General features: G+C 43.9%; 19 protein-coding genes and 1 rRNA gene. 11 read left to right on the top strand and 9 right to left on the bottom strand.

The genetic code is table 11. The annotated features are described in order from the left end of the window. Positions 1-17 precede the first annotated feature (17 nt). The 5 genes from DS891_RS22635 (at position 18) to add (ending at position 5,975) form a co-directional block, all read left to right on the top strand. Positions 18-893 (top strand): DUF2914 domain-containing protein, encoded by an 876-nt coding sequence (locus DS891_RS22635; RefSeq protein WP_174170995.1) that lies wholly within the window; start codon positions 18-20, stop codon positions 891-893. A 103-nt stretch (positions 894-996) separates the two neighbouring features. After that, on the top strand, positions 997-1,935 hold the full coding sequence (hemC, locus tag DS891_RS22630; RefSeq protein ID WP_174170994.1) for a hydroxymethylbilane synthase: 939 nt from the start codon (positions 997-999) through the stop codon (positions 1,933-1,935). Beyond that, complete coding sequence (locus tag DS891_RS22625; RefSeq protein ID WP_174170993.1) at positions 1,936-3,747, top strand: uroporphyrinogen-III C-methyltransferase; 1,812 nt, start codon at positions 1,936-1,938, stop codon at positions 3,745-3,747. After that, the gene (locus tag DS891_RS22620; protein ID WP_039491018.1) at positions 3,744-4,847 is read left to right on the top strand and encodes a heme biosynthesis HemY N-terminal domain-containing protein; all 1,104 of its coding nucleotides are present in this window, start codon (positions 3,744-3,746) and stop codon (positions 4,845-4,847) included. Before DS891_RS22625 ends, DS891_RS22620 begins: the two co-directional genes overlap by 4 nt. Before the next feature lie 132 nt (positions 4,848-4,979). Continuing rightward, positions 4,980-5,975, top strand: a complete 996-nt coding sequence (gene add, locus DS891_RS22615; protein ID WP_174170992.1) for an adenosine deaminase — start codon at positions 4,980-4,982, stop codon at positions 5,973-5,975. 20 nt (positions 5,976-5,995) lie between these two features. On the opposite strand, the gene DS891_RS22610 is transcribed toward add, so the two are convergent. The 3 genes from DS891_RS22610 to ubiD all read right to left on the bottom strand — a co-directional run bounded on the left by DS891_RS22610 (position 5,996) and on the right by ubiD (position 8,822). Beyond that, entirely contained in the window at positions 5,996-6,403 is a 408-nt protein-coding gene (locus DS891_RS22610; RefSeq protein WP_010604237.1) for a CBS domain-containing protein, read from the bottom strand. Between the two features lie 155 nt (positions 6,404-6,558). Further along, complete coding sequence (gene fre / locus DS891_RS22605) at positions 6,559-7,272, bottom strand: NAD(P)H-flavin reductase (protein WP_010604238.1); 714 nt, start codon at positions 7,270-7,272, stop codon at positions 6,559-6,561. A gap of 77 nt (positions 7,273-7,349) precedes the next feature. Then, on the bottom strand, positions 7,350-8,822 hold the full coding sequence (gene ubiD, locus DS891_RS22600) for a 4-hydroxy-3-polyprenylbenzoate decarboxylase (RefSeq protein WP_174170991.1): 1,473 nt from the start codon (positions 8,820-8,822) through the stop codon (positions 7,350-7,352). Positions 8,823-9,138: 316 nt separating this feature from the next. On the opposite strand from ubiD, the gene DS891_RS22595 reads away from it, so the two are divergent. Further along, positions 9,139-11,751, top strand: coding sequence for an EAL domain-containing protein (locus DS891_RS22595; RefSeq protein ID WP_174170990.1), 2,613 nt, complete (start codon positions 9,139-9,141; stop codon positions 11,749-11,751). Here DS891_RS22595 and DS891_RS22590 read toward each other — a convergent pair. Then, positions 11,748-12,518, bottom strand: coding sequence for a tetratricopeptide repeat protein (locus DS891_RS22590; RefSeq protein WP_174170989.1), 771 nt, complete (start codon positions 12,516-12,518; stop codon positions 11,748-11,750). The genes DS891_RS22595 and DS891_RS22590 overlap by 4 nt on opposite strands. Positions 12,519-12,607: 89 nt before the next feature. Continuing rightward, positions 12,608-14,002, bottom strand: coding sequence for a M20/M25/M40 family metallo-hydrolase (locus tag DS891_RS22585; protein ID WP_174170988.1), 1,395 nt, complete (start codon positions 14,000-14,002; stop codon positions 12,608-12,610). A 191-nt stretch (positions 14,003-14,193) separates the two neighbouring features. Here DS891_RS22585 and dbpA point away from each other — a divergent pair, with 191 nt between their 5' ends. Beyond that, positions 14,194-15,576, top strand: a complete 1,383-nt coding sequence (gene dbpA / locus DS891_RS22580; RefSeq protein ID WP_174170987.1) for an ATP-dependent RNA helicase DbpA — start codon at positions 14,194-14,196, stop codon at positions 15,574-15,576. Here dbpA and DS891_RS22575 read toward each other — a convergent pair. Further along, positions 15,565-16,149, bottom strand: a complete 585-nt coding sequence (locus DS891_RS22575; RefSeq protein WP_174170986.1) for a DNA-J related domain-containing protein — start codon at positions 16,147-16,149, stop codon at positions 15,565-15,567. The genes dbpA and DS891_RS22575 overlap by 12 nt on opposite strands. Positions 16,150-16,304: 155 nt before the next feature. Between DS891_RS22575 and DS891_RS22570 the strand changes: the two genes are divergently transcribed. Next, positions 16,305-19,052, top strand: coding sequence for a response regulator (locus DS891_RS22570; RefSeq protein ID WP_249122739.1), 2,748 nt, complete (start codon positions 16,305-16,307; stop codon positions 19,050-19,052). Here DS891_RS22570 and DS891_RS22565 read toward each other — a convergent pair. The 3 genes from DS891_RS22565 to trxA form a co-directional block, all read right to left on the bottom strand. After that, complete coding sequence (locus tag DS891_RS22565) at positions 19,049-20,311, bottom strand: methyl-accepting chemotaxis protein (RefSeq protein WP_174170984.1); 1,263 nt, start codon at positions 20,309-20,311, stop codon at positions 19,049-19,051. The genes DS891_RS22570 and DS891_RS22565 overlap by 4 nt on opposite strands. A gap of 137 nt (positions 20,312-20,448) precedes the next feature. Then, positions 20,449-21,708, bottom strand: a complete 1,260-nt coding sequence (gene rho / locus DS891_RS22560; protein WP_010604247.1) for a transcription termination factor Rho — start codon at positions 21,706-21,708, stop codon at positions 20,449-20,451. Positions 21,709-21,913: 205 nt separating this feature from the next. Beyond that, positions 21,914-22,240 (bottom strand): thioredoxin TrxA, encoded by a 327-nt coding sequence (trxA, locus tag DS891_RS22555; protein WP_010378172.1) that lies wholly within the window; start codon positions 22,238-22,240, stop codon positions 21,914-21,916. Positions 22,241-22,331: 91 nt separating this feature from the next. On the opposite strand from trxA, the gene rhlB reads away from it, so the two are divergent. The 3 genes from rhlB to DS891_RS22540 form a co-directional block, all read left to right on the top strand. Further along, positions 22,332-23,612: an ATP-dependent RNA helicase RhlB gene (gene rhlB / locus DS891_RS22550; protein ID WP_010604249.1), complete on the top strand. Its 1,281-nt coding sequence runs from the start codon at positions 22,332-22,334 to the stop codon at positions 23,610-23,612. Positions 23,613-23,664: 52 nt separating this feature from the next. After that, positions 23,665-25,173, top strand: coding sequence for a guanosine-5'-triphosphate,3'-diphosphate diphosphatase (gppA, locus tag DS891_RS22545; RefSeq protein WP_174170983.1), 1,509 nt, complete (start codon positions 23,665-23,667; stop codon positions 25,171-25,173). A gap of 508 nt (positions 25,174-25,681) precedes the next feature. Continuing rightward, positions 25,682-25,789 (top strand): 16S ribosomal RNA (locus DS891_RS22540); the annotation flags it as partial.

Below are 25,789 nucleotides of genomic sequence, written 5' to 3'. Positions count from 1 at the left end.
GATACAGGAGCAAAGCAATGTCACAAAAGATTGTCATAAAAACGTCGGTGAGTAAGCAACCCTCAGAGCCCTCAGCGGTGACCTATCAATGGCACTGGAAACGCATTTTTATGGCAACGGCAGCATTTGCTGGCATTGCGACCGCGGGGGTTTATGGTGTCGTGAATAACGTCAATGCAGATGAAGATGATACCCAAGTGGCAGTACCTATGCGTGCCACCATTGCGCAAACCGATACATCACTGAATGACTCTCCTGAATCAGTAGACTCTAATGAAGAGCGTGAGGGCGAGCAGCTAAGTGCGGATACCTCACCTGATACCGTTTTAACGACGCCCTCAATAGAGGTCGCTCAAGTCATTGCACTAGACCAAGAACAGCAACAAGCTTCTGAAGAAACAGAAACAGAAACAGAAACAGAAACAGAAACAGAAACAGAAACAGAAACAGAAACAGAAACAGAAACAGAAACAGAAACAAGGGCTGAAGCTAAAAATCAATTTGATGCTGAAGCGCGCATAGCCAGTGTCGCGCTAGGGGCAAAAATCGACACGCAATTTATCAGCCGCGCTGTACTCACTACTATGATTGATGACCGCGAACCAACGAATGTGTTGAAAGAGGTAATTGCGACCACTCAGTTTAGTGACAAGCTGTACTTTTTCACTGAAGTGCACGCGCTTAAGGATCAAGTGGTGTCGCACCTGTGGTTTCATCAAGACGAGCTGATGGCAGAAGTGGAGCTGCCGATCCAAGCCGCGCGCTACCGTACTTATTCAAGTAAGAACGTCATGCCGAGTCAAACCGGAGATTGGCGTGTTGAGGTGGTGACGCAGTCTGGACAACTGCTTGCCCAAAAGACGTTCCGCATTGTGGATAATAGTCAGCAATAATCTTACTCGCAGTATTGTGTATGGCAGCATGTGACTGACTGCCATCACCACATAGTTAACTATTTGCAGCGGCAATAACGCTGCAATAAATGAAAGGCAAATCATGACAGAACAAGTTTCCATATTACGTATTGCAACGCGCAAAAGTGCTTTGGCGCTATGGCAAGCCGAATTTGTTAAGGCAGAGCTTGAAAAACACCATGCGAATCTAAAAGTAGAGCTCGTGCCGATGTCGACGAAAGGCGACAAGATTTTAGATACGCCACTGGCAAAAATTGGCGGTAAAGGGTTGTTCGTCAAAGAGCTTGAGCAGGCCATGTTAGAAGGGCGCGCAGATATTGCAGTGCATTCAATGAAAGATGTACCTGTTGATTTCCCAGAAGGGCTCGAGCTGCATACTATTTGCGAACGCGAAGACCCAAGAGACGCGTTTGTGTCTAATACTTATACCTCACTGGCAGAGTTGCCTGAGGGTGCTGTGGTTGGCACATCAAGCCTGCGTCGCCAATGTCAAATTCGAGCAGCGCGTCCGGACTTAATCATTAAAGACTTACGCGGTAATGTGAATACTCGCCTAGCCAAGCTAGATGCGGGTGAGTTTGATGCCATTATTTTGGCCGCTGCGGGACTTATCCGTTTAGAAATGGTGGATAGAATCGCAAGTTATATTGAACCTGGAGCTTCATTACCGGCCAATGGTCAAGGCGCTGTCGGCATCGAGTGTCGTAGCGATGATGCTCAAACTAAAGCATTCCTTGCACCGTTGGAGCATACTGATACACGTATTCGTGTACTTGCCGAGCGGGCGATGAACCGCCGTTTGGAAGGGGGATGTCAGGTTCCAATCGGTGCTTATGCGGAAGTCTCGGGCGATCAGGTGCACTTGCGCGGTTTAGTAGGTGCTGTCGATGGCAGCGAAATTTTGCGTGGCGAATGCTCAGGTATGGTTGCAGAGGCTGAGCAACTTGGAATTCAATTGGCAGAATCCTTACTTGCGCAAGGTGCAGATAAAATTCTTGCTGAGGTTTATAGGGACGCTTAAATGAAAGTTGTGCTAACTCGACCCGTTGGCAAATCAGAGCCTTTATCTGAGTTGCTGACACAGCAGCAAATTAGCTCAGTGATTTGCCCAGTATTGCAGCTTAACGAAGTGGCGGTGAGTGACACCGCCAAAGCAATGATAAGCGAAGCCGAGTTAGCTATTTTTGTCTCGCCAGATGCGGTGCGATACTTTCACCAATTAGAAGTACCATTAGCTGGACATTGCGCAGCTTTTGCTGTTGGCGAAGGCACGGCCGATGCTATCCAGCAGACCCTAAATATCAAGGCTAAATACCCTAAACAACCTGATTCCGAAGGCTTGCTTGCACTCCCGCAGCTGTCCTCTGTTGAGGGCAAGCGTGTATTGTTGGTCAAAGGGAAAGGCGGGCGTCCCGTTATTGCGCAAACTTTAAAAGCGCGGGGGGCCATCCTTGACAGTTTGGTGGTTTATGAACGCGTTGCCGTAAAAGACAATGCAGATAGCTGGTTAGACCACTGGCGAAGCCAGCAGATTGAAGGTATAGTCATTACCAGTAATAGTGCAGCGGATGCGATTTTTAATACGCAGTCGTCAGCAAGTAAAGATTGGTTGGCTCAGCGCACTTTCTTTGTTGTGAGCCAACGTATTGCTGAGCATGTACAGCAATCCTATAACATCGAACAGTCTCAAATTGTGGTATGTCATGGCCCTGATAATCGTGCCATCGCAGGGAGTATCATCGACTATACCAAGCAGCAAGGGCGCAAAATGACTCAGTCTGAATCGCAAACAAAGAATACAAATACCCAGCAAGCTGCAAAAGCAGCAGAGCAAACCGTAACGCCACATCACGCTAAGGCTGGTGTGAGTAAGGTTGCGCTCCTTGCATTATTAGTGGCACTGGGTAGTGGTGCTGGCTATGTTTATTTGCAACAGCAACAACAGTTGCAACAAGCGTTGTTAGCTAACCAAGCGATTAACGCTGAAAATCAGCTACTAAACACACAGCTGAGTGGCGCTAAATCGCAACTTCAGCGAGTAGAAAATGTGCTTGATTCGTTGCAAGACAATGTCGCAAAGCGATTGGCTGAGCAGCAGCAACATGTGGAAACCCAGCTAACGCAGACGCTTGCCAAGGCGCAGCAGCAAGTAAGCGGTGCCGTGGCCTCTGAAGCATTGTATTTACAGCGCCTTGCTGCATTTAAGGTCGCGGCAGAGCAAGATTATCTTGGCGCAATCGCTATTCTGCAGCGCTTGCAAGAGAGCTTAGAGTCTGAGTCCAACACGGCTGCTGTTAAGCAGGCGATTGCTACAGATATTGCGGCTTTGAAGGCCTTACCTAAGCCACAAACGGAGTCACTTTACTTTGAGCTTCATGGTTTATTGTCTCAAGTTGATACGCTAACGATCAAAACCAAGCAGATTCCGCAAAAGGCAGCGAGTGAAGATGCTGCGCTATCGCAACAGGTTGATGATTGGCAAGCGAACTTAAAGCGCTCTTGGCGGGGGTTGGTTGATGCCTTTATTACCATACGCCACCATGATGAAGTGGTGATAGACCCACTCTTAGATAAAAATGAGCAGCTGCTTATACGCACGCAGCTGCGTGCTTATTTAACCCAAGCACAAACCGCATTAATAGATCAACAGGCGAGCATTTACTTCAGTGCGCTTGATAGTGCAGCCGACACATTGGCGCGTTATTTTGATACGCAACACGCGCCTGTGAGCGCGATGCAGCAGGCTTTAAACAAGCTGAGCCGCAGTGAAGTTCAGCGCCAAGAGTCGATTGAGCTTGCCACCCCAGCAGCAGTAAAAGGGTGGCTAAAATGATGGCAAAAATCATCACCTTCGCGCTTATCTTTATCGCGCTAGCCGCCAGTCATTTGCTCATTGATGAGAAAGGCTATGTGTTGATCTCGTTCAATCAAACCACGATTGAAGGCAGCATAGTGTCTTTCACTATCTTGTTGTTGCTTGTCATCACCGCTTTAGTGTTGTTGGGTAAGGTAGTGCGTTGGTCGTGGCATCGCCTAGTCAATACGAAAGGTCATTTTTCCAGAAAGCGCAAACTAAAAGCGCAACAAGCATGGAACGAAAGTTTGTGGCTATTTATTAACGGCGAAGTGGAACAAGCCGCAACTTTGTTGACGAAAACGCCGCAGCCGGATGAACGCCAAGACTATGTGCGTGCCATCGCAGCCAAAGCGGCGTTAAAACAAGGAGATGTTGTCAAAGCGAATACGGAGCTAGAAGCAATATCAGATGACAACCAAGGGCAGCTCGCGGCACTATGGCTAGAGGCAAATAATAGTGAACAGGCGTTGGCTTTACTTGATGATAAAATGTCTGCGGCTAAACCAACTTCTGCGGTGCTTAGCGGTTACATTTTAGCTTGCCTACAGGCTAAGCAACCCGAGCTGGCCGCTGCACAAATCGCGAAGTGGCACAAAAAGCTCAACTGGAGTGATACACAGTGGCAGAGTGTGTTCGAGCGCATGTTTGTGATAGCCCCAGAGCAAGCAGACACTTTGTTTAATATGCTACCTAAGGCAGTAAAAGCGCATGCAATACCTGCTCTTAATAAGGTGAAGCTGCAACAGGGACGCATAGCGGAAGTGTTGGGCGAGCTCAAGAAGCTGCTTAAACAAGGTCAATATCACCAGTTGGCGGACTATCTGCAACACAGCACGCAAAGTAGTAATGAACTCAAATTAGCACTGCAGCAGCAATTGAAAAAACATCCAGATGACAAGGAGTTGCTGTTCTCATTGGCTTGCCTTTGCAATGCTGAGGGGGATTATGAACTTGCTGCGAAGATCTTTGATTCTTTAAGCGCAAACCCTTGGGAAGCGCGCTGGAGTAAGCAAGCTCAGCTTGCCTACGAAAAAATGCATACCTACGAGAAAGCGTATTTAATCGCAAAATCGTAACGAAAAGCCTGCGCAGCAATGTGCAGGCTTTTTTGTACTAAAGTTAGCTATACTCAATTCTGACATATGTCCTTGCTATCTCAGTTTAGGTGCGTATGATCCCAAAAATTTTAACTGCAAATCGAGTCTCTTATGATCAATAACACACTCCCACTATTAGATTTACATCGCCACTTAGATGGTAACGTTCGTGCTACAACGATTTTAGAACTTGGCCAGCAGTTTAATATGGATTTACCAGCAACGGATCTCGAAGGTCTACGCCCGCATGTTCAAGTGTTGGACAATGCACCTAATCTAATGGCGTTTCTTGAAAAACTAGATTGGGGCGTAAAGGTACTAGGTGACTACGATGCTTGTCGCCGTATTGCGATTGAAAATGTTGCCGACGCAGTTGCACAAGGTATTGATTACACTGAGCTAAGGTTTAGCCCTTACTACATGGCAAAAACCCATAATCTACACCCGCAGGGCGTTGTTGAAGCCGTAGTCGACGGTGTACAAAGTGCAGTTAAAGGCCAAGACATTAAGGTTAACCTGATCGGGATTATGTCACGCACATTTGGTGTTGAGAAATGCCAATATGAGCTAGACGCGCTACTTGCCTTTAAAGAGCAGTTGGTTGCGATTGACCTCGCGGGTGACGAGCTGGGCTTCTCGGGCGAGCTGTTTATTGAACATTATAAGCAGGTTCGCGATGCTTACCTTGGTGTGACGGTACATGCTGGCGAAGCTGAGGGCGCGGTAAGTATCTGGCAAGCCATTAAAGAACTTGGTGCAACACGTATCGGTCACGGAGTTAAAGCAATCCATGACCCAGCTCTGATGGACTATTTACGTGATAATCGTATCGGGATCGAGTCTTGCCTAACCAGTAATATCCAAACAAGTACTGTCGAAAGTTTAACCACGCATCCATTGAAAGCATTTTTAGATCATGGTGTATTGGCAACCATCAATACCGATGACCCTGCGGTTCAAGGTATCGAGTTGGACAACGAGTATAGCCATGCAGCTGCGGCGGCAGGTTTAGATTTGAGTGATATCCATAAAGCGCAGCGCAATGCGGTTGAGATTGCCTTTTTAAGCGAAGCTGATAAAAAAGCGTTGCTTGCAAAGAAAGCGTAGGCTGAAATTGCTGTGTGGGATCACCCCGCACAGCTAAGATAACTCTCTTTTAGCGCCGCAACGACTTGGCTACGTGTCACAATTCCAATCACTTTGCCTTCATTGAGTACGGGATAAACCTTAGGACTATTTTGCTGCATACGTTGTGCAAGGTCGACAACGGTTGTTGCAGCTTCGATACTGAGGGCAGGCGTAGCCAGTAAGTCTCTCAGCTGTACTTTACCATCACAAAAGTAGCTGGAATTAAGCAAAGGCTTGAGTAGCTGCTGCTCTGAAATAAATCCAACAAGATGACGCTGTGCATCTATCACTGGCGCACCAATTAAATGATGCTTTTGTAGCAAACTAATCGCGTCGGTTAGTTCGGTCTCGGCGGTTAACTGTGGGAAATCGGGTGACATGATGTCACGAACATAGAGTTTACTCATCATATTTCTCGCGGTGTTTGTGTGTAATATGAGAGTAGCGGGTGAGACTGCTTTGGTAAAATGGATTGTTTTGATTGGTTCGTTCTGTTTTTCCAATGTGTGACTAAACACCTGCCACACATTGGATAAATTACTATTAAATAACTTGGCTTAAGTTACTTAATAAACGCAAAAGCGTCGGCGTACATAAAGTCGCGCTCAGCTCCATGATTGATAAAGTCATCACGCACGATACCTATCATGTCAAAGCGGCCAGCCATATAAATACTGTACGGTTCTAAAGAAACGATATCTTTCATCACAGCCTGATGAACGAAGCCGCGATGGCCTTGCCATGCCTCACTGGCATTTTCTACCACAGGAATAAACTGAAAGTGTTTATTTGAGGCGGCCCAAGCTTCCATCTCCGCTTTTGCATATAGCGCAGATTCTTCTTTTACACCCCAATAAAATAAAACAGGTTGGTCGTAACCTGTTTCAGCCAAGTGATCGGCCATAGATTTGACATAAGAAAACCCAGTGCCGCCGGCAAGTAGAACTAGTGGACGCGCTTGATCAACACGGATCTGAGATACGCCAAGACCAACTTCTAATGCAACGGTTTGCTTTGTATCAAAAGCGTTACGTAGGTGATCTAGTGATTGCATGGCATAAGAGTCTGCGCCAGAAGCACCGATATGTAACTCTAACTGCTCTGTTTTTGAAGGGCTGCTGGCAATCGAGAAAGCACGTTTGTCTTTTTCACCAAGTACCAATTGCAGATACTGGCCGGCTTCGAATTGCACCGCTTCTTCAGGTTTTAATATAACTTTGTGAACAAATTCCGTAAGAGGTGTAATTGAGACAACCTCTGCTGCTAATACTTGCATGTGTTACCTTTATTAAGCACGTGGCTAAAGTCTGTGCACTCTAGCATAGCTGAGTGCACAATGTTAGATGATATATGTCATTTGATGGTGATCCCTAGGGTATCCCAAATTTCGTCAACGCGTTGTTTAACCTTGGGATCCATAACGATAGGCTCGCCCCATTCACGGTCGGTCTCACCCGGCCACTTGTTGGTTGCGTCCATACCCATTTTAGAACCAAGTCCGGACACAGGGGAAGCAAAATCGAGATAATCAATAGGCGTGCTTTCAACTAAGGTGGTGTCTCTTGCGGGATCCATACGTGTTGTTATCGCCCAAATCACATCATTCCAGTCGCGAGCATTTACATCATCATCACAAACAATGACAAACTTGGTGTACATAAATTGTCTAAGGAAAGACCATACGCCCATCATCACGCGTTTAGCATGACCCGGATACTGCTTTTTCATGGTGACGACCGCCATGCGGTATGAGCAGCCTTCTGGTGGAAGGTAAAAATCGACGATTTCCGGAAATTGCTTTTGTAAAATCGGCACGAATACTTCGTTGAGCGCAACACCAAGAATAGCTGGCTCATCAGGCGGGCGGCCCGTATAAGTGCTGTGATAAATAGGATCTTTGCGATGTGTCATATGAGTGACAGTCATTACAGGGAAGTCGTCAACTTCATTGTAGTAGCCGGTGTGATCGCCATATGGGCCTTCTGGCGCGAGCTCGCCCGGTTGAATATATCCTTCTAAGACGATTTCGGCACTCGCTGGTACTTGCAGTTCGTTTGAAATTGATTTAACAACCTGCGTCTTACTACCACGCAGTAGACCTGCAAATGCGTATTCGCTTAGCGTATCTGGAACTGGGGTTACCGCACCTAAAATCGTCGCGGGATCAGCGCCAAGTGCAACAGATACCGGATACGGTTCGCCGGGGTGCTCTTTGCACCACTCCTGAAAATCAAGCGCACCGCCACGATGTGATAGCCAGCGCATAATAATTTTGTTTTTACCCAATAGCTGTTGACGATAAATCCCTAGGTTCTGACGCTTTTTATAAGGACCTTTGGTTACCGTTAACCCCCATGTAATTAAAGGTGCGGCATCACCAGGCCAGCAATGTTGAATAGGTAGTTTAGTGAGATCAACCTCATTATCGCTCAGTACAACTTCCTGACATGGGGCTTTTTTCACTTCTTTGGCTGGCATATTCAACACTTGTTTGAATACCGGTAGCTGGCCAATGGCTTCTTTAATTCCCTTCGGTGGATCGGGTTCTTTTAAAAAAGCGAGTAACTTGCCGACTTCTCTTAGTTCACTGACATCGCTTTGTCCCATCCCCATTGCGACGCGCTTTGGTGTGCCAAATAGGTTAGCCAGTACCGGAATGTCATAACCAACAGGGTTTTCAAATAGGATAGCGGGTCCACCTGCTCGCAGCGTTCGGTCTGCAATTTCAGTCATTTCTAGTTTGGTGGAAATGGGCTGCTTGACGCGAACAAGTTCTCCTTGTTTTTCAAGCTGGGCTATAAAATCTCGTAAGTCTTGGTATTTCATCGGCGCACTGTGAGTTGAGTTTGGCCTAGTATATCAACTAGGCATATTTTTCCTAGCTGTACGGATGGGATGGTGAAAAGGTTTAGTGACTCACTTTTGCGTCTACACTATTGCGAAATAGACTACACTTTCAGAGCGTATCGGCTTGTCAGTACGCCGGAGCAAGTGTATAAATTGTTATAAAAAGATGTGTGTGTTGAGTTGTTTTGATATGAAACAAGCAAAAATCGACTTTCGATGTAGCTCACATACCCTTTGCGCTATAGTCGCCGCGGTTGCATAAAACGATATCCTGAGGGGTCTGAGTTTGAAGTTGATGTCAAAATTGTTCGGGGGGCTGCTGTTGCTGTTTTGTATTTCAGCACCAGCTAACGAGTTACCATATTATACTTTTTCTAATCATAGCGCGGTGATGTTGATCATCGAGCCCACGTCTGGAAAAATTTTGGATGCCAATAAGGCTGCTGCCGCATTCTATGGTTATAGCGAGGCGGTACTAGAATCAAAAGTCATTCAAGATATCAACTTATTTACCGCCGAGCAGGTTGCCAATGAGCGTCAAGCGGCATTAAATGAAGGCCGCAATTATTTTATCTTCCAACATCAAACTGCAGACGGTAGTACTAAAACAGTGAGTGTTCACTCAACGCCGTTTGAAGATAGCGATGGTAAACCAAGGTTACTTTCTATCATTCAAGATATGAGTGAGCAGCGTAAGCTACAGCAAGATCTTTGGCATTACCAAGCCAATCTTGAACAACAGGTCATGCTGCAGACTGAAAAAATCAAGCAAGCCAATATGGTACAGGTCATTTTGTTAACTGCGGTAATTGCTGTGCTTATTCTATCGATGGCGGTATTGATGACCGTTTTGGTCAGGCTAAGGCGCTCCAATCAGCGAGCACAAGACCAAGGTGCGAAGCTCAGTGCCATTTTTGATGGTATTAAAGCATATCTGGTGTTTACGGATGAAACTCATCACATTGAAGCCGCTAATGGCTCAGTGTTAAAGGATTTTGATAGTTTAGAAGCGTTAAAATCAAAATCTATTTATACCTTATTTGATGTGCTTGATAGTGAAAAGCTGCTAACGGAAGGAACGCTTGAGTGCCAACTTGATGCGCGTTTTGGTTATCGCAATGTGCGGGTTTCTTGTGCCCCGGTGGTAAGTGAAACACAAGCAAAACTGGGTTTTATCTATGTTATTCAAGATATTACGGAAGAGCTTGAGAACGAAAGAGAACAGCGCTTGGCAAGTACGGTATTTTCGACAACCTCTGAAGGTGTGTTGGTCTCCGACAAACATAATCAAATCCAAATGGTAAATCGTGCATTTAGCGAAATTACAGGCTTTGGCATGGATGAAGTGATAGGGGAGACTCCATCAATCCTGAACTCTGGACGTCACGATGAGCGCTTTTTCAACGCGTTATATGATGACTTGGTTAACAAAGGCCATTGGGAGGGAGAGATTTGGAACAAGCGCAAAAATGGTGAAATTTATCCGAGTTGGCTGCAAGTATCTGCAGTATTTAACGATGCTCGGGAAATTGATATGTATGTTGCGTTATTCAGTGATATTACCTCGAGAAAACGTAACGAACAGTTGATGTGGCAGCAAGCCAACTTTGATAGTTTGACAGGTCTTGCAAACCGCCATCATTATCACGTTAAATTTGATTTAGCGTTAAAACGAGCAGCTCAGCTAGAAGAGCGCTTTGCAATTTGTTTTATCGATCTTGACCGCTTTAAAGCAGTGAATGACACGCTTGGACATCATATTGGTGATCTACTACTCAAAGAAGCTGCAAACCGTATTAATGAGTGCGTGCGCAGTTCTGATACCGTTGCAAGATTAGGTGGGGATGAGTTCGCGTTATTGCTACAAGATATAAGTTCTATCAGTGATTTAGAGCAGGTTGCGACTAAGATTTTACGTGCACTAGCCAACTCTTTTCATTTGGAAGGGCACGAAGCTTATGTATCCGGTAGTATGGGGATCACGCTTTACCCAGATGACGGCACCGATCGAAAAATCTTGCTACGTAATGCCGATAGTGCAATGTATAAAGCGAAGGAGCATGGTCGCGACTGTTTTCAATTCTATACTTCAGCGATGCATCAACATGCCAAAGCGCGTAGCGTGTTAGAAAGTGCCTTGCACAAAGCGCTGTCTAATCGAGAATTATCACTGGTGTACCAACCTATTTTTTCACAGCTTGGTAGAGGCGACCTCGTTGGCTGCGAGGTGTTGTTAAGATGGAAAAGTGAGTTGCTAGGCCATGTTTCTCCAGAGCAATTTATTCCCGTTTGCGAAGAACTAGGGCTTATCTTACCCATTGGAGAATGGGTGCTGTATCACGCTTGTTCTCAAGTTAAAGCTTGGCAAGACAACTACGGTAGACCCTTATTTATTGCAGTTAACGTTTCTAGTATCCAGTTTAAACGTCAAGATATGGTTGCATTAGTAAGAAAAGTACTTAAAGACACCAGACTAGAAGCTAAATATCTGACATTGGAAATCACAGAGTCAGTACTAGTTGAAAACTCAGACAAAATATTGTCACAATTAAAAGCATTAAGAGAAATCGGCGTAGAACTGGCGATTGACGACTTCGGTACTGGATATTCGTCGTTGAGTTATCTCAAGCGCTTCCCGCTTTCTAAATTGAAAATTGATAGAACCTTTATTCGTGATTTACCTGAAGATGAAGAAGATAAAGCGCTCGTCAGTGCGATTATATTGATGGCGCATAAATTGAACTTAAGGGTCATTGCGGAAGGGGTTGAAACCCCCGCACAATGCATGTTTTTAAAGAATTTACTGTGTGATATGACTCAAGGCTATTTTCATTCTAAACCGGTGGCACAACAAGAGTTTGAAGCAAACGTTTTGACTGTGCAGTATCACAAGCAAAGTCACAGTTAACAGGGGTGGTCTTGGCATAACTTAGCCAGGGCTGTCTGTGCTTTATGATTACCTTGCTCTGCGGCAAGTTTAAGCCAGTGGATCGCTTTTTTAATGTCTTTTGCACCGCCTTCACCGTCGCGAAGCATTGTCCCATAGTTATATTGTGCCCAAGGGTTGCCGGTTTTAGCCGCTGCTGCAAATCCCGTTTTTGCTTCTTCAAAGTTTCCTTGGCTGTAAGCGTGAATTGCTTCTTGGTTCTGTGCAGAGAGCTTAGGTCCATTATATAGTGGCTTCGGCTTTTTAAATCTTTGTCTAACAACGCCGCCGAGTACATGGATCCCTACAGGCCTGTATACGGAGACTATGGTTTCATCGTCAAGTAAGTCTAATAGATTGTCTTTTTCTAGCGTCAGCCTTTGTGGCTTAAAATAATGATCGGTCATTAGCATGCTGACACGGATATCTCGGGTGATGTTACGCATTGTTCGATAAGTGTAGGCACTTTCCTTCACTTCAATGTTGTCATCTGTCAGCTCAGTAATTTGTAATATCTGAAAAGCAGGATCATAAACTTGCCCAGTGTTCTTGCCAGCGTCAAAAATAATCAGGTCATCGATTTGTGGGGATGCTAAGTATGTTTGATAACTAGCGATTTGTTGTTGATGCTGGTTATAAAAGTAAAATGCAATAGTGACCACAATTAGTGCCGACACGGCAACTTTATATTTACTGATGAAGTTGAATATTGTGTCGTAAAAGGAAAAAAATACGCTTTTGATTTCCATATTCTATTAGTTAGTTAGGTGTGGGTATGTCTAAGGTAGGCAACTTGAGTGTAGGGGACAAGTGTACTTGTCCCCATAAGTGTAAGATTTTATTTCCCTGCCATTTTCGTTTTGGCATCGGCTGCCATTAAGGCAAATACGGCGTATGCCGCGGTATTTTGCTTTAGTTTTTCTGGATCGACTTTATCAAGCGTGTCATCAGCTGTGTGGTGATAATCAAAATAATCGGTTCCATCTTGGTGTAAAGCGAAGATTGGCGCTGATGTAGCATTTTTCAGCGGAATTAAGTCAGGACCACCATGTGCGCTATTCTTGCCAATATAAGTAACGCCAAGTGGCGCCAATTGTTTTGCAATCTCACGCACAACCGGTAAGGAAGCGGCATTTACGTTTGATTCAAACGCATACACTACATCTGCACCAAAATCGGACTCGGATGCGGCTACGATGCGGTCTAATTCTGCCTGATGCTTTTTAAAATAAGCTTTTGCTCCCCAAAGACCGAGTTCTTCTGCTGCAAATAGGACTACGCGGACACTACGTTTAGGGCGTTTTACATCGGCAATATGCTTAGCTGCCGCCATCGTTAATGCAACACCAGCACCATCATCGAGTGCACCAGTACCCAGATCCCAAGAGTCTAAGTGACCACCAATCAAGACATATTGCTCTGGAAACTCAGTACCCGAGAATTCACCGATGACGTTATAACTGGTTCCTTCACCTAAGTCCTCAGTTTGAATATTTAGCGCGACTTTAACTGCATGACCAGAGTTGATAAGGCGTGCTAGCTGATCCGCATCTGGGTTCGCAACTGCAGTGGACGGGATCTTTGTCACTCCCGCTTTATAGTGACTGCCGCCAGTGTGCGCGAAGCGGTGGTGGCTGGTGCTGACTGAGCGCATCATATAGGCGATAGCGCCCTTTTTAGCCGCTTCTACGGCGCCGCTATTACGAGCTCTTACTGCCGGTCCATAGCCATTACCATCAATATCGCGGTTCATGCGGTAATTAATAAAAGCTATTTTACCTTTTAAGCTGTTGTCTGGCGCAGCAATCAGCTCATCGAGAGTTTCAAACAACACTACTTCGCCACTTAAGCCATCTTTTGGTGTACTGACACTGTTACCGAGCGCTGTAAGGTGTAGCGGTTGTTCGCTCGGTATCAGGATTTTTGCAGACTCATGGTAGCGGCGCCATTCAGGAAAGGTCGCTTTCTCAAGCCAGACTTTGTCAAAGCCCAGTTGCTCAAATTGTTTCTTTGCCCAAGCTACCGCTTTTTTATCATTTTCGGTACCTGGTAAGCGTGGGCCTACTTCTGTGGTGAGGGATTCTAGTAGTTGCCAACTTAGGTTGCTGTGGCTTGCGGCTTCTCTAACTTGTTTAACTTGTTCTAATTGTTGTGTAGTAAATTCTTCGGCTTGCAGTGCTGTACTCAAACCTGCGCTTAATAAACCAAATGCCAATAGTGATTTAAACTTCATGATAATCCTTGGTAAAAATGGAGTTACCGAGAGATTAAAGCATAAATTGTGATGTAAGTCCGTGTATTGCGATGAGGATAATTCATCCACAATCTAGGGGGGCTTTATCTTGGAATAATAGAGTAAAGCGGTTAGCGAATTTACACATTTGGTATAAAATACGCGATTAAGATAGCGAATAGGAAAGCACTGTGTCGATCACTTCATTTTCTCAATTACCTCTAAACCAAGCGCTTACTCAGCGCCTTGTAGATCTTAACTACATGGTGCCAACAGCAGTACAGTCTGTGAGTTTAGCGCCGGCGCTGACCGGACGAGATTTAGTCGTGAAAGGGAAAACTGGATCTGGTAAAACACTGGTGTTTTCACTTGCGCTGCTGAATAAGTTGCAGCCCGAGTACAATGAGGTTCAGGCTTTGGTGTTATGTCCAACGAGAGAGTTGGCTGATCAAGTCGCACAAGAGATCAGAAAAATTGCGGCTTTAATTGGTAACGTCAAAGTGCAAACACTCTGTGGAGGAACGCCAATTGAACCTCAAACACGGGCGTTGCAACACGGTGCGCATATTGTTGTTGGTACACCTGGTCGAGTTGAAGAGCATGTTTTTAATGGCTCACTCATGCTAACTGAAACGCAGACTGTGGTATTCGACGAAGCTGATCAGATGCTGGATATGGGCTTTACTGAAACGCTAGAAAGCATTTTAGTGTATGTGCCTGAAGTTCGACAAACACTAATGTTTAGTGCGACTTACCCAGATAAGATCATGAAACTGGCGAAGCAATATATGCGTGAGCCAGAGTTTGTTGAAGCAAAAGAAGAACAAGCACACCACAGCATTAAGCAAACCTTTTATAAGTTAGACAACAATAAAATGCGCTTTAACGCGCTGAGAGTGCTGTTAATGCAGCACCAGCCGCAAAGCTGTATCGTTTTTTGTAATACCAAAGCTGAGACTAAGCGACTATTCGAAGAATTACGCCAAACCGGACTTGCTTGTGTCGAGTTACATGGCGATTTAGATCAAGGTGAGCGTGAGTGGTCATTGCTCACCTTTGCTAATAAGAGTGCCAATATTTTGGTTGCCACTGACGTGGCCGCTCGAGGGCTCGACGTTGAGGAAGTTGAGCTTGTGGTTAACTATCATTTGGCGCTTGAGCCACAGACGCATATTCACCGTGTTGGTCGTACGGGCCGGGGTGAGCACAAAGGTATCGCAGTATCTCTTTATGGAGAAAAAGAAGCCTTCAAAATAAAACAGTTGGCGGAAATATATGGTCAAGAGCTAAAACATGGCACGTTGCCGGGCCATTCACTGCTCGAAAAACCAGCCTATAAGTCGAATATGGTGACCCTCATGATTGAAGGTGGAAAGCAACAAAAGCTTCGCAAAGGAGATATCGTCGGCAGCTTGACAGGTGAAGAGGGCATTAACTTTAAACAAATTGGTAAAATCAATATATATGATGTACAAACCTTCGTGGCTGTAAAACGCGAGGCAGTAAAGCCTGCACTACGAAAGCTTAACAATAGCAAAATTAAAAATAAGCGCTATAAAGCCCTACGTGCTTAAGGTCTGCTTAAGTATCTCATACTCGTTCATTAAGCGTTTGAAAGCCTCCTCATCACCTGATTTATCTGGGTGATGAGTCAGGGCCAGTTTTCTCCAACATTGACTTAACATCCTGCGATCATATCCGTTAGGCAGTCGCCAGCGTGTTTTAATCGCGTTTAATTCGTCAGCCTTGATATTAATTCGCTGGCGAGCGCCATTGAATGCAAAGCGCTGCCAAAAGTTATCCAACAGAGCACTCACTTCTTCACTGCTGGTTTCATAGTGTTGCCAATCTAAATAGTAGCTTCTGAGCGGATCATCTAATGCTAATTGATGTTCACCTAGTTGTGGAGCTAGATAAACATTGAGCGCTTCAACATGCAGGTATTGACCCTCAGCGAATACTTCTTGCTGAAGTTGGTACAGGGCATTCATGATCAGAAAGTTGCGCTTGAAGAGATTTTTATTTTCATCTTCATCAAGGCGAGGTAGTTGCTGTTGTTCCATCAGAGCGGCGGCAATAGTGTGTACTTTTAAAGATTGATTTTGACAAATTAATTTAAAAATAACATCTGTAAGCGGATTGAACATTGTCGCCTCTTTAGTCTTGGTGTATCTTCACACTACCACGCAGACTAAATGATAAGCAATGGAGAGCAACAATGAATTTATCGAGGCTACTAAAGCCCAGATCTGTGTTTGCGTGTTGTTTTTATCTCTCTACTACTTTTCATGCGGAATATGCAGTGAGTAATACTTCACTCACTGAACGCATTACGGAAATGAAGCTGATTACGAATTGGCAACAAAAAAAAATTCTAGGCAAGGAACTTCTCGCTGAGAAAAAGCTCGGAAAAGAGAAAAAAGTGGACATTTTGTTTAGCCTTGGTAAGTCTGCTTATAGTCACAATCAGTTTAAAGATGCACTAGCTTTTCTTAGTCAGCTAGAATTAATCACCCAGTCAGAGCCCTTAACTGACAACCACTTTACTGCTGTTAAGCTACAAGGGATCTGTAATTTCTATCTCGGTCAATACCAACAGGCAATAGAGTTTTACTCTCGTGCTTTAGCGCTGGCTGAGCAGCGTAATATCCCTATTGAAATGGCTAACTTACACAGCAACCTAGGGTTGGCCTACTTTAAAAACTTTACTTTAGATCTTGCACTACAAAACTATTTAAAAGCGGACGAGCTCTATCAGGAGTTTGGCAATGCTCAAGATCACGCTGACATTCTACTCAATATTTCAGGGGTTTATATTCGTCAAGCTGCCTACGATAAAGCGGAGGAGATGCTACATACCGCGCTTAAAGCTTTTAATGAATTGGGTGATGAATATGGTGTCGCGCTTGCTCATGCAGATCTTGGAGTCCTGTATACGGAAACGAAAAAGCCTGAATTGGCTAAAGCTTCTTATCAGGCCGCCATTACGTATTATGAAGCTCAAAATGATGTTCGCCATTTATCGTACGAATACGTTAACCTCGCACTTCTTAGCTATTCCTTAGATCAGCTTGACGTTGCTGAAAAAGAGGCGAATTTTGCACTTTATTACGCTGAAAAGGCTCAAAACCCCGCTAATGTTATGGAGGCGCAATATACATTAGCACAAATATTTTTTGCACAAGGCAGACTTGTAGAAGCCTTAGCGAATGCTGAGCAAAGTTTAGCTGCCAGCCGATTGATGCACGAGCAGAAGAAGGAGCGAATGTCGCTACGTTTACTAGCGCTAATTGAGGCTGCTCAAGGTAATATACAACAAGCTAGAGAATATGACTCGCAAAATCTGGAAGCGCAAAAGCGCTTAATGAATGATGACGTGCTTAAGCGAATCAATGATTATCGTGCTAAGTATGAAGCGAGTGAGCTTTCTCGAGAAGTTGAAGTGCTCAAGCAAGAGCAAAAATTACAGCTACTGAAAGAAGAGCAGCGCAGCCAGTTACAATTGTTGGGTGTTATCATTGCACTATTAACCTTACTGACAACTTTCGCACTTTACCGACGTAAGGTTGAGCAAAGAGCAAAACTGGAGCTAAGTCAAAAAGTCGCACTCAGAACATCTGAGCTTCAGCAAAAAGCGGATGAGTTAAAAGCGGCAAATCAAGTGAAAAGTCAATTTCTAGCAAACATGAGCCATGAAATCAGAACGCCACTTACTACGGTGCTGGGACATGCAGAAGACTTGTTGGTCGAACAAGATTTAAATGCTCAGGCACAAGCTTCAGTCAGAACTATCTATAATCAAGGGTTACACTTACGAGATCTCGTCAATGATATTCTTGACCTAAGTCGAATCGAAGCTGAGCGCTTAGAGCTTGAATCAACAGAGTTTTCGGTAAGCAGCTTACTTGCGGACTTATGCGATATGTTTCAACAAAATATCCAGAGTAAGGAATTAGAGTTTATCGTTTGTGACCAGGTCAGGGCTAACGCTTACGTGCGTTTAGATTACATTCGAGTAAAACAAATACTAATAAACTTGCTAAGTAATGCCCTAAAGTTTACCGAAAAAGGCCGTATTGAATTAGAAGTATCTGAAACGCACCATGGCTTACAGTTTGTGGTGAAGGACACAGGTATTGGCATGACTGAGCAGCAGATAGGCCGAATTTTTGATAATTTCCAACAAGCTGACAACAGCATAACAAGGCGCTTTGGTGGCTCTGGGCTCGGATTAAGTTTGTCGAGCCAGCTTGCGCATATGATGAATGGTGAAATAAAAGTTCAAAGCATTATTGATAAAGGCAGTATCTTCTCTTTTCATGTACCTTGTACTGTGTATCTCAATGTCGCGGCCACTGAAGCGCAAGAACCTCAGCTAAAGCAACCTTTGTTATCAGGTACTGTGTTGGTTGTAGAGGATCACCCTGAAAACCGCCAATTATTCTCTCGTATGATCGAGCGGACGGGGGCGACGGTCATTGTAGCCGAAAATGGTGCTCGAGCGGTTGAACAGTGTCTTAGTGATTTTCCTGATTTGGTGCTTATGGACATTCAAATGCCAAGAATGGATGGTGTCGAAGCATTAAGGATTATTCGTTCTGCTGGCTATTCTGGGCCGATATACGCGCTAACCGCTAATGTACTGATGGAAGAAGTCAAATCATATATTGATTCTGGATTCAATGGACATATTGGCAAGCCGATTAATAAAAATGAATTGCTGGGAGTTCTGAATACGCATTTGAACTTTGAGCATGGCAAAGCATATGAGCTTAATATCGATTTATCGGACTTAAGAGATAGCTTCGCAAGTACTTTTGAACAAGAGCGTTATTTACTAATTGATGCTTGGCAAAATAAAGAGCTGCTCACACTCCAGGCTATTTGCCATAAGTTGGCGGGGGCGGCATCTATGTTTGAATTTCCCGAACTGGCAAGTATAGCCATAGAATTTGAAAAAGTGTTAAAGCAAGGAAATGAAGATCAGTTTCAGTCTTTGTTCTTAGCGATGTGCGATCAGCTAAAATCTAAAGAGTCTTTAGCGTCCTAAAATAGTTCTATATCATCAGCATTCCCCACATTTGAGTTTTCAGGTTGCTCAATATTACTGATTGATACCCGTGAACTGTCTTTTCTGGTGTCTAGTTCCGAGGTGTAATCTGAAATCTTAAACATGGATAACTTGGAATGAATACTTTGCGATAGTGCTATGAGGTCACGATTGGAGACAGCCTGTATTCTTGTACTTGAAAGTGCATCTGAATTCAGGTGCACCATTGACTCTATGCTCTCTTGAGCTTCGTCAGAGGCTTGCTTCTGTTCTCCAACTTGTCGATGAATATCGTGAGACATTTGGTTGATAGAGAGCATCGCGTTTTCTATTTCATCAACCTCTTTTGTAGAGGCTTCGCTTAATTTTACCGTGTTATCTGTTTCCTCTAGTGCTGCTTGCATGAGTGCGTAAACAGAATCTGTACCGGATTGAATTTTTCTGATAACCAGACTTACTTCTTTTGTAGATTGGCTTGTTCTTGCCGCTAAATTACGAACTTCATCAGCAACGACGGCAAAGCCTCTGCCCAGCTCGCCAGCTCGTGCTGCTTCAATCGCAGCGTTTAGCGCAAGTAAATTGGTCTGCTCTGCAATAGCATTAATAACTTCAAGCACTGAGCTAATTTCGTTGCTGTCTGTTTTGAGCAACTCTATTTGTTCATTGGTTTTTTTGATGTTATCTGCAAGAGTTAGCAGGCTTTCTTGGCTTTTGTCAGTATCTAATCTGGTCTGCTTCACTGCCGTTGTAGCGTTTTCTACAGATGCGTAGATCTGCTCTAAGCTAGTATCTAAACGCGCGGAAATCTCTAACATAGACTGTATCGAGGTGGCTAAGTATTCTCCGTGAGTATGTTGTAGCGTCGCCTTTTGCGTCATGGATGCGTAGGTATCTCTTAAACTATCTGCCATTGGGTGAAGTCGAGAAGAAGATGCGTATACTTCACTAATTATATGTTCTATAACGGCGAAGCAATCATTCATTAGTAGGCAGGACTTAGAAATATTTTTATCTTGTTCGTTAAAGCGATACGTTAGGTCGACACCATTGTCGTTGATAAAGTTGCGAACGAGATGTTCCATATGCTTTTCAGCGGAAGAGGTTTTCTTAAAGTATAAAAGCTGGAATAGCACCCCCAGTACTAGAGCTCCGAGAGCAACAGCTATTTTGGCTGTATCAGAAGATAGCAAGGTGATTGCGAGTGTTACCGAAGCCAGATTAAACAGTGTGACTGTGACAATAATACGACTCGGCTTCATTCTAAGTCCCTAGGTTCATTATACAAATACGGTTTAAATTCACTAGATAGGTATAGAACAAAAACAGGCAGTTGGCGAACCTGAAAAGCAAAAAGCCAGCATAAGCTGGCTTTTCAAAAATTAGACTTAGAGTCTACTTACTTACGACGCATTGAGTCGAAAAACTCATCGTTTGTTTTGCTCATGGAAAGCTTATCAATAAGGAATTCCATGGCATCGATCTCACTCATTTCATGCACAATCTTACGCAAGATCCACATCTTTTGAAGCTCATCAGTCTTCGTTAGTAGTTCTTCACGACGAGTACCAGAGCGGTTGAAGTCGATAGCTGGGAATACACGTTTTTCCGCAATCTTACGGTTTAGGTGTAGTTCCATGTTACCCGTACCTTTAAACTCTTCGTAGATAACTTCATCCATCTTAGAGCCGGTATCGATAAGTGCCGTTGCGATGATGGTTAAGCTTCCGCCTTCCTCAACATTACGCGCAGCACCAAAGAAGCGCTTAGGTTTGTGAAGTGCATTGGCATCAACACCACCAGTTAATACTTTACCTGAGGAAGGAATAACCGTGTTGTATGCTCGAGCAAGACGTGTGATTGAGTCAAGTAGAATAATAACATCCTTCTTATGCTCAACTAAGCGTTTTGCTTTTTCGATTACCATTTCTGCTACTTGAACGTGGCGGTTGGCAGGTTCGTCAAACGTAGAAGCAATTACTTCACCTTGAACAAGACGCTGCATCTCAGTTACTTCTTCCGGACGTTCATCGATTAGTAGTACCATCAATGTTGCATCTGGGTTGTTGTATGTGATGGACTGAGCAATGTTTTGAAGCAACATTGTCTTACCCGCTTTTGGTGGTGCAACGATAAGTGCACGCTGACCTTTACCAATTGGAGAAGCAAGGTCTAATACTCGAGCGGTAATATCTTCTGTACTACCGTTACCTCGCTCCATTACCATACGCTCATTAGCATGAATAGGCGTTAGGTTTTCGAATAGGATTTTGGTACGAGAGTTTTCAGGCTTATCGAAGTTAACTTCATTAACTTTCAATAATGCAAAGTATCTTTCGCCATCTTTTGGTGGTCTGATTAAACCACTGATGGTATCACCGGTACGCAGGCTGAAACGTCTAATCTGGCTCGGAGAAACATAAATATCATCAGGGCCAGCTAGGTAAGATGCTTCTGAAGAACGTAAAAAGCCGAAGCCATCTTGTAAAATTTCTAAAACACCGCCGCCGTATATATTCTCGCCGCTTTTCGCGTGCGCTTTCAAAATAGCAAAGATAATATCTTGTTTTCTTAAACGAGCTACGTTTTCAAGTCCCATGGACTCAGCAAGTTTTACAAGTTCATTGATTGACTTGTCTTTTAATTCGCGTAAATGCATATTGGTGGGTTCTTTATTACAGTTGTCATTCTCGTTAGTTTCACGAGAGAGGTTGATTTGATAAAGCTTAAAGGTTTGTGGCTTTATAAGTTAGCAGCTAGGCGTCAGGTCGTCCAGTGTTTATACAAATTTTATTCTATTAAAAATGATATAGATCAGGTCTACAACTGCGGCAGTGATGCCGCAGAGTATGTAACAGCCTGAATTACAGGTTGTTTTCTAGGAACTCAACAAGTTGAGTCTTAGATAGAGCACCAACTTTGGTTGCGGCTACTGCACCATCTTTAAACAGTAATAGTGTTGGAATACCACGGATACCGTACTTAGGTGGAGTTCCTGCGTTTTGGTCAATATTCAGTTTGCCGATCGCAACGCGGTCACCGTGTGATTCTGCAACTTCATCAAGGATAGGCGCAATCATCTTACAAGGGCCACACCATTCTGCCCAGAAATCTACTAGTACAGGCTTGTCAGATTTGATTACGTCAGCTTCAAAGCTGTCATCAGTTAGTTGGATAATTTTGTCGCTCATTACGCTCTCCGTTAGAATTAGGCGAAATATTTAATGCGTATTTAAACACTCTTGTTTCTTATTGCAAGTTTAAACGTTATGCTTTATTGCTATGACTAAGACACATTTGACCAATAAAACATTCAACGACTTTGCTTTAGCGCCGGAAGTGGTCGCCGGTTTACAGGAAAATGGCTTCGAATTTTGTACGCCAATCCAAGCAAAGTGTATACCTTACATCTGTGAAGGCCGCGATATCGCGGGTCAGGCACAAACTGGTACGGGCAAAACCCTTGCGTTTTTGACCGCGACCTGTCATCGCCTATTGCAGACTAAAAAGGATAAAAAAACGCAACCTCGTGCAATTATTATGGCACCGACTCGAGAGTTGGCTATCCAAATACATAAGGACGCGCAAGTCATTGCGCCACGTTGTGATCTTAAGCTTGCCCTTGTATATGGTGGCGAAGATTACGAAAAACAACGGGCTCAACTGGAAAAAGGTGCGGATATACTAATCGGAACGACTGGGCGTTTAATCGATTTTTATAAGCAGGGTGCTTATAACCTCAATGATATCGAAGTGGTTGTGCTAGATGAAGCAGACCGAATGTTTGATTTAGGTTTTATCAAAGACATTCGTTATTTGTTTAATCGCATGCCAGGTCGTGAAGAGCGATTAAATCTATTATTCTCTGCAACACTGTCATACAGAGTGCAAGAGTTAGCATTCGAACACATGACCAATCCTATTCATGTGCAAATTGAGCCAGATGTTAAAACGGGCAAGCGTATTCAAGAAGAGCTATTTCACCCGTCAACAGAGGACAAAATACCTTTACTGCTTACTTTGATTGAGGAAGAGTGGCCAGAGAAGGCAATCATTTTTGCTAATACTAAGCACAGCTGCGAAAACGTATATGCATGGCTGAAAGCGGATGGTCACCGTGCTGGTTTGCTTACTGGCGATGTGAACCAAAAGAAACGCCAATCGATATTAGCGCAGTTTACGCGTGGTGATGTTGACTTGCTGGTTGCGACTGATGTTGCAGCACGTGGTTTACATATTCCTGAAGTAAGTCATGTGTTCAACTTTGACTTGCCGGATGACAGAGAAGACTATGTTCACCGCATTGGTCGTACGGGTCGAGCTGGTGCATCTGGGCATGCGATTAGTTTCGCGTGCGAGCAATATGCCTACAATTTACATGAGATAGAAGAATACATAGAACATGCAATTCCTGTTTCTCATTATGATAAAACAGCACTATTAACTGACTTGCGTGCGCCTCAAGTAAATAAACGTCGTCATTCAGGCCATGGTAATAGTGGTAACAAGCAACGTGGTGGCGGTCGCCGAACTGGTGGCTATAGAAAACCACAATCCAAATAAACTTGGATAGTAAAGTAGTAAGCGCTTAATGCGATTTGTTGAGGTTTGAAAAGTGGCAAAGACTGCTTCGAAGGAAGATATTTACGCTGTAATAGACTTAGGTTCTAACAGCTTTCATATGTTGATAGCGAAACATATGGCAGGCGGTATTCACACAATCGGCCGTGTGAAAAGGAAGGTGCGGCTGGCATCTGGGCTTAATGACCAAAATGAATTGTCGCTTGAGGCGATGCAAAGAGGATGGGAGTGCCTTGCTTTGTTTGCTGAGCGCTTACAAGATATCCCCAAGCAAAATGTCAGTATTGTAGCGACTGCGACATTGCGTTTGGCTACTAACGCTCACACATTTATCGAAAAAGCGGAGCAGATCCTTAATCATCAGGTAAATGTGATAAGTGGAGAAGTGGAAGCTAAAACGATTTACAAAGGTGTCGCTCACACATCCGCCTGTCAAGGTAAGCAACTCGTTATTGATATTGGCGGCGCGAGTACCGAAGTTGTGATCGGAAAAGGCTTTGATGCCTTACTGTATAAAAGTTTAAATATGGGTTGTGTGACTTATCTTGATAGATATTTCAGCGATGGCCTATTAAGTCTGAAAAACTTTGACGCTGCAGAGCTGGCTGCAAAACAGGTTATTCAGCCTATTCAAGCCAAATATAAAAAGCTTGGCTGGGAGTTAGCCATTGGTGCGTCAGGTACTGTTCAAGCCATTCAGGAAATTTTCGCTGCGATGGGCGAGAATGAACAACTGACTCTGAGCAAGTTGGAAGAAGTAAAGCTTAAAGCAATTGAATGTGAAACGGTGGCTGCGCTAACTTTACCTGGGCTAATTGAAGAACGCCGCTTAGTCTTTGTATCGGGCCTTGCAATTTTGATTGCACTATTCAAGTCATTGGATATTCAATCTATGGGTCTTGCCGGTGGCGCACTTCGTGAGGGTGTACTTTATAGTATGATCCCTGATTTTCAGGCTGTCGATATCTGTCAGCGCACATTGGATGGTTTCACTCAGCGTTATCATGTTGATACCGAGCAGGCGCTGCGAGTATACGAAGTGGTGTCTGATATTATCGCCCAAGTGTCATCAAGCTGGGGTCTCGATGAACAAGCGAGTCTTCACTTGGCAAAGGCAATCGCATCTCTTCATGAAGTAGGCTTGCTGATTGACTATAAACAGTACCATAGACACAGCGGCTATATATTGGCGAATACTTCAATGCCTGGATATAGCAAAGCGCAAAAAGATATTATCGTTGCTATCGTTAAAAATCATAGAGCTGACCTTGTTGCCAAAGATTTTGATCGATTAGGTTGTCACTTTGGATACGCTAAGTTGTTATGCGTCGTAGTTCGACTTGGTGTTTTGTTATCTATGCGTAGAAAAGACGATGTTCTACCTAAAGTAACAGTGCAAGCCAACAATAAAGAGAATAAGTCCCTGACTATGCAAATGCCCAATCCTTGGCTATCCCTTCATCCGTTGATGTTAGCGGAGCTCATTCAAGAAGCAGCTTACCTATCAAAATTCGGTTGGGAATTAAAAATAGAGCGCATTTAGCGCTCTTTTTGTTTGTAAAACATGCAAAAATAACTGTCTTAGAGTGATTTCTATCCAAACAATCTGTTTTTCGCAATTTTCTTTAAAAAAAGGGTTGCACTAAAATCGGATCGCCCTATAATGCGACCCCACTGACACGGAGCGCTACGCTGAAAAGCAAAGCAGCAACGAGTTAGTGTCAAGTAAAACTTAAGTTCGAAACTTCTTTTCAAGAAATTCAAAATTAAGTGTTGACAAAAAATTGGGAGTGCTTAGAATGCACATCCCTCGAAACGGCGAAATGTTTCGAAACGTTCTTTAAAAATATGAAGCAATCATCTGTGTGGGCACTCGTACAGGTTGAGTTCTAACAGCAGATTCTAGTTCACTAGATGACGCAAACAAATTTAGAGTCTCAATTGTAACTGAGTGACTATATAGTCAATTCGTTTTGATTTTACTTTTTTGAAAAGTAGAAACAAACAATCAGAATTCATTGAGCACGAAACTTAGGTTTCGAAAAAACTTTTAATTGAAGAGTTTGATCATGGCTCAGATTGAACGCTGGCGGCAGGCCTAACACATGCAAGTCGAGCGGTAACATTTCTAGCTTGCTAGAAGATGACGAGCGGCGGAC

This window comes from Pseudoalteromonas sp. JC28 (assembly GCF_013319255.1).
Taxonomy (GTDB): domain Bacteria; phylum Pseudomonadota; class Gammaproteobacteria; order Enterobacterales; family Alteromonadaceae; genus Pseudoalteromonas.
Note: the sequence above shows the minus strand (reverse complement) of the source record. Positions and strands in the feature narration are given on the sequence as shown.